The sequence below is a fragment of the Caballeronia sp. 11_S32 genome (assembly GCF_056930355.1).
In genome coordinates this window covers 1315858-1329286 of record NZ_JBXOWH010000001.1, presented here as the reverse complement: position 1 = coordinate 1329286, position 13429 = coordinate 1315858, and the positions used below count along the sequence as shown (strand labels likewise).

Genomic DNA, 13429 nt, shown 5'->3' with positions numbered 1-13429 from the left:
TCAGCGAAGCGGCGCGTTGCAGCCGCAGGGCGGATGAAGGGCGAGCTTCGGCTATGGCCGACGACGCGTCGACGACTCCGAGAGCTAGCGGCTGCTGTACTTGCACAAGGGACCCTCAGCGTCCCGAAGCTTCGACGGCCGAAGAGGGTCCAAACTGTGAGTTGGCGAATGCAAGAATAGGCCGTCCGCTGCGCGAAACCCTTAGCGGCGGCAACCCGCCATATTGCCGAAGTCTAAGGAAGCCTCGTCCAACGTCGGCAAAAAGGCCGAAGTGCTCGTCCTGCTCGTGCGGCAGGGCTTACCACCATCTTCCGTTCCGCTGGAACGGCCGCAGTTTTCTGAAGCTTGACGCTTGAGCTACGCGTATGGTTCGGCCTACGCGGTTAGCAGTGGAACGGTTCTTCGACGAGCGAGACCGGTCGTCGATCGCGGCGTCAATTAAAGCGATGCCGTAAATGCACTGACAGCGTGTCGCCGACGATCAGAACATAGATCGCCGCGCTACCGTCTCGACGAAGTAGTGGACCTGGACTAACGCCCATTGCGCCTGGATCTACAACGGAGCAACGCTTAAGTTCCGGGTGTGAATGCCGTGGCAACGGCCGAGGATCAAGACAAGTGTGCGGGACTCATCAAAACCAATAAAGAAGTTCTCTCGAGTGTTGGGAACCGACCATCGTCGTAAAGGAATGCTTCGATAAGCTCGGCTCTTACTACGGGAGTTCGACGGCTTCTCGCGTCGGGCGGTCTAATAAAAAGAGAACAAAGACCAATCATGCGTCTATGGAAACGCCTGTGGCGGTTGCTCTGTGCCGGCCGAAGCAAAAAGCAGCCTGTCGCGATCGAACAATTCGCCGTCGAGCCCATCGCACAGGAACTGAACCTGCGCAGCGAGGCGCGCCGTCTCGCGGAAGCGGGCTCGTCGGCAATGCTGGGCTCCGGCGTCGAAGCGGCCATTGTTGCGCGCGTTGATAAGGGTCGCCACGTGCACATCGAGAATGCGGGACGCCGGGCGATCTATCTCGGCGAGCAGTTCGCCTCGCATGACGTGACGATGCTCGTCGAAGATGCACTGCAATCGGAGACCACGTTCGCCGCCAAGGCCGACGTGCTTCTCGACCGGGCACGTCCGGCGCTGAACCTGCTGAGCGACCGCGCGAGCCGCGCCGAGGCCGACCTGCAGAGCTTCCGGGAGAAGCATGGCATTACGTGGGGCGCGAACTATCCGAAGGGCGGCCAGAAAGTGCTGCACATCGTTCTCGTTCCCGTCCTGGTCACGGCCGAGGCCGTGTTCAACTCATCGTTTTTCGCGACCGGACTCGACACGGGCTTGATCGGCGGGTTCCTTCAGGCGGCGGTGTTGGCATTGCTCAATGTGGGTGTGGCGTTCATGTTCGGTCTTGCGCTCATTCGCAACCTGTTTCATCGGAAGGCCGCTCGCAAGCTCCTGGGCATCGCGTCCCTCGTGGCCGCGTTGCTCTCGATGTCATGTGTGAGCTTCGCGATTGCACATGTTCGCGGTGCGCTGGTTGCCGATCTGCCATCTCCCGAGAAGGCGGCGTTGGCTTCACTGGTGCAGACCCCGTTCGGTCTCGACGATATGCAGTCGTGGGTGCTCGTCTGCGTCAGCCTGTTCTTCGCGGGCTTCGCACTCGTCGAAGGATTTTGGATGGACGACCGCTATCCCGGCTATGGCAAGCGCGATCGCGACTTCCTCACGGCGAAGATCGCATATGAAACCCGCCTCTCGGCGGTGCGTCGCAAAATCGAAGAGATCAAATGCGGCATAACGGACGCACTCGACAAGGCCGTGAGCGAGGCAAAGATCCACGTCTGTTACCAGGACGCGAACATCGAGCAACGGAAGATGGCGCAGCATCAACTCGACTTCGCTCTGATCGAAGCGACGCAATGCAAGGAAGCACTCGTGCGCATATTTCAGGCGGAGCTACGCATGCACTGGAAAGGCCATGCAGCGTTGCCTGATTTCCCGCCTTTGCCGGAGTTCAAGGACATCCCGCTGCCCGACTTCCGCATTGCCGAATGCCAGGCGACGTACGCTTCGCAGCATGCGCGCGTCGACGAACTGATCGAAGCGCTACCCTCGATCAAGGCAGCGATCCAGACTGCTTTCGTCAGGAAGTCCGATGGACTTCGGCCGATCGACGAACAGTTCCGTGGACCGGTCGCAGCCGCACGCGCGCCTGTTGCGGAGGCGGCCGCATGAAAGACGATCTGTTCGCGCTGGAAGAATCCAGCGGGCGAAGCTATCTGTGGGCCGCTCTCGGCGGGCTCTTTGTCATTGTTGTCTTCGCCGCTGCAGCGCTCTGGGTGCATTTGCGTCCCGCCGGACTGGACAAGCGACTCTGCCCCGCAAACGGGCCGGCGGGGCAGATCGTGCTCCTCGTCGACAGGACCGATCCGCTCAGCTTCACGCAGAAGCAGGCTTTCGAAGGACTGCTGGAGCGGCTCGTCGCGCAGCGTGTGCCCGCGGGTTACCTGCTCTCGGTGTTCGTGCTCGGCGAGGACTACAAGTCGTCGCCGAAGCCGGTCTTCAGCCAGTGCAATCCCGGCGACGGAGCCGGCGCAAGCGAATATACGGCGAATAAGGCGCACCTGGAAAAGCGATTCGAAACGAGCTTCCGCGAACCGATGCTTGCACTCGCCGATCAGTTGCAGACGACGAAGTCCGCAAAGTATTCGCCCATCTTCGAGATGCTCGAGATGACCTCGATCAACGGATTTCGAAAGGAAGATGTCAAGGGTCCGCGCAAGTTGATCGTCGTATCCGACATGCTGCACAACACACCGGAGTTTTCGATGTATCGCGAGACGCCTGAATTCGCATCGTTTCGTGATTCCGATTATGGCCGGAAGGTGAGCACGAATCTCAGCGGCGTTGATGTCGAACTCGACTATCTGATCAACACGCCGCGCCTGCAAACGCGCCGCAACCTGAAGTTCTGGGAAGACTATTTCGCTTCGGCCGGTGCGCGCATCGTCGCCGTCACACCTCTGGAGGGCTGACTACGATGGACCGTCTCACCGCCGTGCGCGCGCGAAATTTGTTCGCTGTTGCGCTTATGTTCAAGCTCGCGTCGTCCACGCTGGGCTGGTATCTGCATTCGCCGTGGATCCTCGGGCTGGCGGTGCCGATCGCCATCATGTTGTTATACGTGCTGATCGGCGTGATCAGCCCCGATCCGGCGCTGACACCCGAGAAATTCGCCGACAGTTGCTATTACCTCGGCTTCATCTTCACGATCACGTCGATCATCTTTAGTCTGTTCGATCTGCCCAACATCGGCACGCAGATGTCCGCCATCGCTGTCCGCTTCGGCGCCGCCATGACGAGCACGGTGCTCGGACTCGCCGTGCGTGTCGTGCTCGTCAGCTTTCGGCTGGACATGGACGATGCGATGAAGCTCGCCGAAAATAAGGTCGTCGATGCCACGTATCAGCTTCGAGACCAATTGACGATCGTGTTGGAGAAGCTTCGGGTCTTCGAGCGGCAAGTGGACGATACGACGACACAATCCGTCGCTTGCGTCGCGTCGGGCATCGAAGAGTTATCGAAATCGTATGGCACGAAGTTGTCGGAATTTTTCGAGCAGCTCACCGACGCGCACACGAAGGCCTTCACACAATCGCAACGAGACGTGCAGGAGGCGAGTGGCAGGCTCACGCGTCTCTTCGACAACTATTCGCTCGGTATGCTGCAGAACATTCAGAGCATAGAAGACCGAGTGGTGCAGTTCGCGGATGCCGTAGAGGCGCGTCTCGAACGCACGACTTTTCCGGACGACTACTTTGCCAAGGGCCTCGCCGAACCCGTGAAGAAGCTCGGCGATGCGACAGAGTGTGTTACCCATCGAATCACGGCGGTATCGGGACAGATCGATACCGCACTCGAATCGACACATGGCCTTCTCGCTTCCGTGAAGTCGCTCAACGGCGATGTGCATTCCGCCGCCGCCGTGCTCGCGCAATTGACCCGCACGCAGCAAAGCATGCTGGACACCTCGACGACGCACATCGCCACGCTCGACGCCACGCAACGGGGCCTGTCGGCATTGCATGCGAACGTCGGCGAGCACAAGGACGCAACGTCGGCCGCCATACGGATGCTCGCCGAACATGCAACACGCATGGAACGGGTCGTCGCCGCGCTTCAGGCTGTCGATCAGTCCATCGGACTGGCGGCGCGCGACTGGAAGGTGGAACGGGAGGCGCTCAAGGCCGCATCCACGGGCGCGGCAGAGCACGCCATAGTCGCGACGACGGAGCGAATGAACGGGCTCGTGCGCGAGGTCCAGAGTCTCGTCGCGCAACTATCGGAGCTTGGGCGAAGCCCGGCGGCGCACGTTTCGGAAGCGCCGGAGCGACACATTGCGACGGGCGGCGTGGCGCGCGCGAACGGACACGCGCCGGAGATCACGCTGCTCAACGGCGCGGCTTCCGCCTGAGCGAACCGGAGAGATCGCCGTGCGCGCCAAATCCGATCAGATCTTCCAATTATCGCTAACGGAGATCGCATTCACACTCGCCTTCATCCTGATGCTATTGCTCGGCTATATGCTCGTGCAGGCGGACGAGCACGCAGCGAAACTGCAGCTTTCGCTGGATCGATCCGGGCAACTCGATATGCACCGCAAAGCCTTCGACGAAGCACGCAGGAAACTGAGCGAGGCGCTGTCCAGATCGGGCATGAGACCTGATGAGGTGATCACGTCGCTCATCGCCGAATCGAAACTGATCGACGAACGCGAAGCGCTGAAACGACGAGTCGACGATCTCGACAAGGCGCTGAGCGCGCTGACCGAACTGAAGAAGACGCTCGACGCGGTACAAGACAAGGCTGCCGTCAACGAACACGCGCGTCAGGCTGTGACCGACGCACTCGCGTTGAAGGCGACACTCGAACAGCAGATCGGTGACAAAGATATCGCCGCCGAGGCCGCAGCCGGCGTCGCGCTCAAGAAAGAAGTCGAAAAGCAGCTTCAGGAGCAGATGGGCGAGTCTTACGCGTCAGGCGAGGAGCAGATGCTTGCCCGCGATCTCGTAGCGGCGCGAAAGGAAATGATGGGCGCGTCCAGCAGTGGCGGCGTGATTCGCGTGACGAAGGAGAACGCGGATCTTCGCGGCCAGGTCGCGTTTCTCAAAGCGAGGCTCGACGCGCGCGGCGGACGCGACTATCCGCCTTGCTGGGCCGACGAGCAGACAGGAAAGGCCGAGTTCCTGTTCACCATCGAGATCGGTACAGACGGCTTGCGCGTCACGCCTGCGTGGCCGGAAAAGCGCCAGCCCGATGCGATGGCCCTGCCCGGAGCGTCGCGCTTCAAGCAGCCGACGACGGTGTCGCTGGCACAGTTTTCATCGGAGATGCAAGGAATCGATCGCATCAGCAAAGAAAAGAACTGTCGGCATTACGTGTACATCAAGAACCGGGTAACCGATCTCGGTTTGTTCAATCGGTCGCGATACGCCATCGAAAACTTCTTCTACAAGCTCGAATTGCGAGGCTGATCTCGTTTCGTCGCTGTTAATCATAAGCTCGACGTTTTGGCGGCGCCGAGCGACTGCGCGACTGGCTACCATCGATCGATGGCGCAACAGAGCCGCTCGTCTGTGCTGCTCTTTTTGCTCAGCTTTTTGCGCTACAACTGACGCCCAGTGCGCAAGAAGAGGTTGAGTGTCGAGCGATTGAGCATCGGCGTTCGTGTCTTGGACCGCCTCCCGTGCAGTGATGCGGCTCTGTCCCAAGTGGAGCTATTCCGCATGTCCAGCCGCGTTGACTTCCGCGGCCGTCCCGATCCATTCGGCGATTTCGCCATGCTCGTCGAGCACCGGAATCGCACGGGAGAGAACCCGTCCGAGCGTGCCGTCAACGCGAATGACCCGATGCTCCAGCTCGAACACGGATCGGGTCCGTATCGCGCGATCGACCGTCTGCATCACGACTTTCCGGTCGTCGGGATGGATATACCGGTTGAGCCATGTATCGTTGGGTTCGGCGGTGTCGGCGATCAAGGCCTTTCCTTCGAGATGCCACATCACGCGCCAGTCGGCGCTCATGCGGTAGACGACGTCGAAACTCCCAGCCAGATAGGCGCGCAATTGCTGCTCGCTGCGGCGAAACGCCAATTCGGCAAACTTTCGTGTCTCGGCTTCCTTGTGCCGCGCTATTACGATCGACGCAGTACTCGTCAGCAGTGCGGCCATTTGCAGGTCCCGGCTCGTCATGTCACGAGGTTGAGGATGATACAGCGCCATGGTGCCGATGAATTTCCCCGCAGCCGTGTTGACTGGGAAGCTCCAGCAGCCGCGATAGTCGAAGCGCTCAGCGAGCCATCGCCATGTTTCCCAACGCGGATCCTTTAGCACATCGACGGTAATGACGGGTTCGCCGATGTGCGTGGCCAGCCCGCACGCAAGCGATTCCGGCCCGATCGCGAAGCCGTTGACTGCCGCGGCATATTCGGATCCCATGCCGACGATGTGATGCAATACCTTGCCGGTGTCGTCGGCGAGGTAGAAGGCAGCGCGCGTGCCGTCTCCGAGCGAGGCGGTGACGACGTGGGCGAGAATGCCCAGGGACGTCGCGAGCGGTTCGCCATTCACTGCCGCCTCGAGTGCCTCGCGCTGACCGTTGATCCACATGGTCTGCTCACGCAGTTCGCCATATAGCTGCTCCGCGCGATTGCGTGCTTCGACCGCGTCTTCCAGCACGTTGAGCGTCGCGCGCCGCGCATCGCGAATTTTAGAGTTCGCGCGCTGAAGGTCGCCGAAGCGCGCGTTGAGCTCGTCCGCCGTGCGGCGGCGTTCGCCGGCAAGGTTCGCGTGAGCCTGAACCCGTGCTCGCAGTTCCCGCGCCGCGAACGGCTTGACCAGGTAATCGTCGGCGCCAGCATCGAGCCCTTCGATCTTCGACTCCTCGCCGGCGCGCGCCGACAGCAAAATTATCGGGATATGTCGTGTTCGAGGTTCGGATCTCATTGCGCGCAGCAGGTCCAGGCCATTCATGCCTGGCATCATGATGTCGACGAGCGCGAGGCCGGGTGGATGAGCGCGCACGAAGCGCAGCGCGGATTCGCCATCCGGCACGGTCGCAACGTCGTAATCGTCGGCGAGCAGACGCCTCACGTAGTCGCGCATGTCGGCGTTATCGTCCGCGACCAGGATGGTGATGCGCCGTCCGCCACCCGTTTGAGGGTCGATCGCGAGCCGGGGGCGATCCTGCCGCCCAGATTCGGCTTCGCGTGTGATGGAAGTAACGGTAGCCGTGCCGTCCGGCAGCCAGCGCAACGCCTCTTCGACGAACGGGCCGGCGCCGATGGCCGTGGTCCCGCGAACAGGCGCCGTCACCGGGGAATGCGCGGCCTGCCCCCGAGCGCCTGCTGGAATGCGAACCTCGAAGGTTGTACCGCGATCGACTTCGCTGTTCACGCCGATGGTTCCGCCATGCAGCTTTACCAGTTCCATGACGAGCGCCAGTCCGATTCCCGAGCCTTCGTGAGAGCGGGCGCGCGCCCCGCGGATGCGGTGAAAGCGCTCGAATAGGTGCGGCAGTTCGGTCGCGTGGATGCCTGTGCCAGTATCACTGACGGTCAGAACGAGCTCATCGCGGGATCTTCGGGCGACGCGCACCGCGATCTCGCCATCGAAAGTGAACTTGAACGCGTTCGACAGCAGGTTGAGCACGATCTTTTCCCACATGTCCCGATCGATCCACGCCGGCTCCGCGAGCGGCGGGCAATCGATCACGAGCCGCATGCCTGCGCGCTCGATCGCCGAGCGGAAGTTGCTCGCGAGTTCGGCGCTGAAACTCGCGACGTCGACCGGCTCGAACCCCGGCTGCGCACGCCCGGACTCGATGCGCGAGAAGTCGAGCAACGTGTTGACGAGCTTGAGCAGCCGCAGCGCGTTACGATGCGCGATCTCGATGTCGTCCCGCTGTGATGGCGCCAAAGGCTCCTGGCCGCCGAGGAGCGTTTCGAGCGGACCAAGCATGAGGGTCAGCGGCGTGCGGAACTCATGGCTGACGTTCGCGAAGAACAGGGTCTTTGCGCGATCAATTTCCGCCAGCGCCTCGGCGCGCTGACGTTCCGTTTCGTATGCGTGCGCGTTGGCGATCGCGGTCGCCGACTGCGCCGCCACGAGACCGAGGAATGCGCGATATTCTTCGTCGAGCGGAAGTCGCGGACTGAGGCCAGCGATGAAGCAGTCGGCCAGCCGCTGCTGTCCCGGCCGGGGCATCGGCAAGACGAGCGCCCGCTGAGTTGGCTCAGGCCAAGGCCCGCCGGGCAGCGGGCCAAACCGAACTTCCAGGTCTTCCACTGCGACGGCCTTGCCGGACGTTAACGCCTCGAGTAGCGGCCAAAGCGCGTCGGCGTGCGCGAGGTCGATCGTCAGGGGGCTTGCCGGCCCACCCGCGTCAAGGCCCGAATGTCCCGCGAGACGGAGCGACTTGCCGTCGTCGGAGAGCAGATACAGCAACGCGAACGGCAGGTCGTTGGCATTGCGCGACATTTCGGCGGCCGCCATTTTGCACGCATCGACTTCGGTTTTTGCTCGGTTTGAGCGATCGGCGAGCGCCTGCAGCGTGGCCAGACGGCGTCGGCCGAGCACGCGCGGTGTCTCTTCCGTGCAGGCGCAGAACACGCCGCCCACGCGACCGTCGTCGTCCATGATCGGACCGTACGAGAAGGTCATGAAAACCTCCTCGGGATAACCGTTGCGCGTCATGACGATGAGCAGCTCCTCGTTCCAGTAAGAGCGGCCTTCCTGCATCACGGCATCGGCCTGAGGTCCAACGAGCGGCCACGCCTCGGACCAGACTTCGGCGGCCGGTCGGCCAAGCGCGCCTGGATGGCGCTTGCCAAGCACCGGCAGGTAGGCGTCGTTGTAAAAGTGAAGGAGCTCCGGCCCCCACCAGATCAGTAGCGGATACTGGCAGCCCAACATGATCGACACGGCCGTCTTGAGACTCTGCGGCCAGCTTTCAGCCGGTCCGAGCGACGTCGTCGACCAGTCGAACGCGCGCGTGCGCGCACCCATCTCGCCGCCATTGCTCAGTGCATCACGCATCGTCGAATCCTCCAATGGGGCCGAAGTCCAAAGGATAGTCGGCCGCTTCGCCGAGGCGCCGCTGCAGTGCGTTGACCTTTTCCTTCAGTTCGATCATTCTCAGCTCGCGGTCCACCGTTACCGCATCGAAGCGTTCGAGTTCGGCATTGCGCGCGCGAACCTCTTCTTCTGCCCGCGCGCGCTCGACGGCGGCCCAGGCCCGCTCGGCGACGAGTTCCAGGAAGGTCAACTCTTCCCCCGACCATGGATGTGCATCTCGCAGATGCACGATAAGCGTGCCCGTGACGCATCCAGCGTACGTCAAAGGTACGTTGGCCCACGCGCCGATTCCTGGGTTGCCGTCCACGATGCCGTGCGCCGCTTCTGCGGTGCGCACGGCAGCAGTCCCGTCGCTCCAGTTTTTTCGGGCCGAGAGCAACTCGCCCGGCATGTGGCCCGGATCGCCGCCGATCACATATCGCTCATCGGGATCGATTGCGTCCGGTGCGCTGTCGATGGCCGCGATCCTCAGGGCTCCGTCGGCGTCGCTCTCGACCCAGATGACACGGGACGCATCCAGCTGCTCGCGCAACACGCGCGCCGCGGTATGTTGCATGTCGCTGGAGAGGGATAGCGACCGAAACGCATCGGCGAGCCGGACGAGAAAGGCGCTGCGCCTGGCGCTCTCGTGCAGCGCCTCCTCCGCGCACTTGCGCTCCGTGATGTCCGTGAACGTGATCGCAACACCAGCAACCGACTCCGCCGACGTGAGATACGGGCGAATACGCCGCAGATACCACCGCGCGTCGTGGCTGCTGATCTCCGCTTCGCGCGGCTCGTGCGTGCCCAGCACGGAGCGCACGTCGTCGAGGAATGCAGGATCATCGAACCTGGCATTCAGATCGGTTACGCGGCGGCCGACATCGTTTGACATCAGCGGCAGCAACGCCGTGATTGCGGGAGTGAACCACTGTATGCCCAGCCGGTCGTCGAGAAAGAGCGTCATCACCGCGCCGGCACTCAGCACGCGGCTTTGCATTTCGAGTTCGGCAACTTTCTCCTTGAGTTGTTCGTTCGATACATGAAGCTCTTCGTTGAGTACCTGAAGTTCTTCGCGCGAAGCGTCGAGTTCTGCGTACGACACGCGCAGCGCGCTGCTCTGCAATTCCATTCCCCGAATGCTGCCTGTGCCACGGAACGAAAGGACATCGCCGTGGCCCTGGCTCGCGAGGTCGGTTCCGGCGGGGATGAACGAGACCAGCAACCGGGGCTCAGCGGCGCCGTTGACGGTTCGCATTGGCGTCATCCGCAAGCTCGACAAATACTCGCCGGTGATTCGATCGGGCATGCTCTGGAGAGTCACGGACCGGCTGCCAGCGATGGCTTCCGCCGCCGCGGCTTTGACTTCGGCGACGACGTTGCTTTCCAACAGATCAAGCAAATTGTCGGTGGGACGACCAGTAGGCTGACGCAGATAGTCACCGGTGTCTCCGTAGAATTGCAGAACGCGGAATTCATGGTCGATCAACACCGATGGCAGGTCGAACTGCTCAATCGCCGCGCGGTGCGCAATGGCGGTGGCGGCCGCACGATCGCCGAGCGCCTCGTGCTGCGTCGTGAAGCGGATATCGACGCCGGGCGCGGCGCCGATCTTCCGGTAAATTCCCAGGCGTTTGGAGACCGCTTCGAAACCCTGCTGGTGCGCGGGCAGAACTTCGCTATTGCCGAGAAAAAGATAGCCGCCGATACGCAGCCCTGCATGGAGCAGGGCGATAACGCGGTCGATTGCGTCGCCGTTCAGATAGATAAGCAGGTTGCGGCATGTGACGAGATCGATATCGGGCAAGGGCGGATCGGCGAGGAGATCGTGCGGTGCGAATACCATCCGCTCGCGCAGGTGCCGCTTGACGCGAAAGATGCCATCCGCTCCATAAAAGAACGCTGACCTGCGCGCTTCGGAGATATGCTGCATGGTCTGCTGTGAAAAAATGCCCTGGCTTGCGCGCGCGACGATTTCCGGCGATGCGTCAGTCGCAAAGATCTGAAACCCCGGACGTCCTCTCCCAATTGCCATGGCTTCTGTCAGCAGAATGGCGATGGAGTAAGCCTCCTCGCCTGTCGCGCACGCCGTGGTCCATACGCGCAAAGGCTTGCGCTTGCAGCTATCCATGAGCGGCAGAATCACGTCGTGTTTCAGTGCCTCCCAGGCGTCAGGATCGCGAAAGAACCCGGTGGCATGGATCGGCAAACGGCGCATCAGGGTGTGCAGTTCCGCGGGATCGTCGCGTAACAGGGATTCATAGTCGCGCAGCGCGGTCACGCGACGCTCGTTCATGCGTTTGCGGATACGCCAGAGCAGCGGGGACGCCTTGTAGCCACCCAGATCGATCCCTTCCTGGCAGCGGATCAACCCGACGATTCCGTCGAGGGTGTCGAACGTCGCGTCTGCCGGATCGACCGTTTTGATGGGCCGCATGTATCCCGGCGAAGCGCACTGCAGCAGAAGCGGTCCGATTTCGCCGACTGGAAGGACATAGTGAGCGGCGCTGCGCTCGAGAACGGCGCGCGGCATGCTGTCATGCATGGCTGTAAGCGGGTCCTGAACGATCACCATTCCGCCTTCCTGCAGAACGCTCGATGCACCCGCGGCACCATCGTTCCCCATGCCGGACAGGATGACGGCAATTGCGCTCGGACCGTAGTCCCGGGCAAGGCTGTCGAGAAACGCGTCGATGTTATCGATTCCGGGACCGCGATGCCCGCCTTGTGCGGGCGGTGAATGGAAGACGCCGCCTTCCACCGTGAGCACTTCATCGGCGCTGGCCACATAGAGACGACCCGGGCGCAGAGATTCCCCGTCGCAGGCGCGACTCGCCGGCAGCGCGGACCACTGCGAGAGAAGATCCAGGAGCCGGTCATGCTGTCCAGGCGCCAGGTGCTGCACGAGCACCAGGCTCAGCCCAGCTTCAGCCGGTAGGGAACTCAGAAACGTCTGCAGTTCCGAGATGCCGCCGGCCGACGCGCCAACACCTACCACTCGAAACTCAGAGCCCGCAGCACGCTGGACTGGATGCTTCGTCATAGCAGCCCTTTCGACGATCTACGCCTAGTTTAGCGCCCTGAAAATTTCACAGTTTGACGCGCGAGCATCAAGCTTTAGTGTGTTGATTTTTAAGCCCTGTGCGAAGAACAGTGCTAAACATTCGTGCTTGGAGAACAGTCGTACCACTCGCCGCAGCGCTGACGAGTACCTCGATTTCGTATGCTCACCACAGGCGGCAACTGACTTTGAATAGTGCGTCCGTTCGTATTGAAGTTTGTCTACCTGACGATCCCCAGGGAGCGCTTGAAAGCTTCCCATGCGTCTTTGGGGCGGATACTGCGTGCTCATGCAAGCCTTGTGGCTCTGCATGACGTTTCGAGTATCGCGCATGGTGCGCAGGAGCTTGAGGGCTAAGGAAGTATCGTGACTGTCCTTGTCCAGTTGTTGAATGATCAGTTCTTGGTGCTGTATTTGGCGCTCCGCAAGCGCTAGATGTTCGTCGGCCTGGCCTAGCTGTGTTTCATCCGCTTCGACCGGAGAACTTGCTCATAGCCCTAGTCACGCTGCGGGACAGTTGCCGGTTTTGCGCCCAGTACATCACTGCCCGTTATCGCGCTTTGTCATGCGAAGCAATCTATTGCTAGAGCGATTCGGTGCGTGGCGCTGGATTGCCCGAAATCATGATCACCTGCGGTGACCGCGGCATTGGCGTTCGTGGCAGGCACGGCATCGTTCGTCGCCTTGCGCTTGCTGCTGCCATCGTGCTTGCGCAGGTCAATGCGGTGGGGTGGCCTTGGGAGCTTTGTCGGCTCGTGGCATCGGGCGCACGGCCTGAGTTGAGACGTGCGCAAGATAGACTCACGGGCTTGAAGCAGCCTTGGCGGCGCGTGCGTCGCCAGGCGGCGCTTTGTCCTGCGCCTGAGCGGATACACGCTCCGCGCGCGGCGTATTCTTTTGTTCAGCCGTCCACTTTTCGATGAGCGCACGGTCTTCCGCATCGCCTTCCTCCGCATGCGCTGCGGACGTGAAAAGCGCGACGAGGAGCAATGAGGTAAGCAGCTTCATACAAACCTCCGCAGCAGAAAGACCCGGCGTCATCACCACTGTTATAGGACTGGGCTTTCACGAATGCGAGCCTCCTCGGCGAACGCATCGATTCTCGATTATCGAGTTCCGATGAGGCCATCGATGCCTTTCAAAAAGCTGCGGCTGTCGCCGTTTTAATGTTGCGTGGAGAGCACCAGCGCGCGGACGCGGACGCTTTGATTCCTGTCCGTTTAACGCCTACAACGAAGGATGTCCGGCGATGTTCTTCCCGGC

General features: G+C 61.6%; 7 protein-coding genes. 4 read left to right on the top strand and 3 right to left on the bottom strand.

Features of this window, described 5'->3' with window-relative positions; all coding sequences use genetic code 11:
- Positions 1-775 precede the first annotated feature (775 nt).
- From AC1Z32_RS06055 to AC1Z32_RS06040, 4 genes are read left to right on the top strand one after another with little or no spacing between them, the layout of a single operon-like run.
- A complete protein-coding gene (locus AC1Z32_RS06055) occupies positions 776-2227 on the top strand; it encodes a hypothetical protein (RefSeq protein WP_483477782.1) in 1452 nt (483 codons plus the stop codon).
- Positions 2224-3027 carry a hypothetical protein gene (locus AC1Z32_RS06050; protein ID WP_483477781.1) on the top strand — a complete coding sequence of 268 codons (804 nt, stop codon included), beginning with the start codon at positions 2224-2226 and terminating at the stop codon, positions 3025-3027. Before AC1Z32_RS06055 ends, AC1Z32_RS06050 begins: the two co-directional genes overlap by 4 nt.
- Before the next feature lie 5 nt (positions 3028-3032).
- Positions 3033-4466 carry a hypothetical protein gene (locus AC1Z32_RS06045; RefSeq protein ID WP_483477780.1) on the top strand — a complete coding sequence of 478 codons (1434 nt, stop codon included), beginning with the start codon at positions 3033-3035 and terminating at the stop codon, positions 4464-4466.
- 19 nt (positions 4467-4485) lie between these two features.
- On the top strand, positions 4486-5526 hold the full coding sequence (locus tag AC1Z32_RS06040) for a hypothetical protein (protein WP_483477779.1): 1041 nt from the start codon (positions 4486-4488) through the stop codon (positions 5524-5526).
- Between the two features lie 243 nt (positions 5527-5769).
- Here AC1Z32_RS06040 and AC1Z32_RS06035 read toward each other — a convergent pair whose 3' ends face one another.
- From AC1Z32_RS06035 to AC1Z32_RS06025, 3 genes are all read right to left on the bottom strand, one after another.
- Entirely contained in the window at positions 5770-9087 is a 3318-nt protein-coding gene (locus AC1Z32_RS06035) for a response regulator (protein WP_483477778.1), read from the bottom strand.
- Positions 9080-12148 carry a CheR family methyltransferase gene (locus tag AC1Z32_RS06030; RefSeq protein WP_483477777.1) on the bottom strand — a complete coding sequence of 1023 codons (3069 nt, stop codon included), beginning with the start codon at positions 12146-12148 and terminating at the stop codon, positions 9080-9082. Before AC1Z32_RS06030 ends, AC1Z32_RS06035 begins: the two co-directional genes overlap by 8 nt.
- 819 nt (positions 12149-12967) lie before the next feature.
- Positions 12968-13174 carry a hypothetical protein gene (locus tag AC1Z32_RS06025; RefSeq protein WP_483477776.1) on the bottom strand — a complete coding sequence of 69 codons (207 nt, stop codon included), beginning with the start codon at positions 13172-13174 and terminating at the stop codon, positions 12968-12970.
- Between the last annotated feature and the right edge of the window lie 255 nt (positions 13175-13429).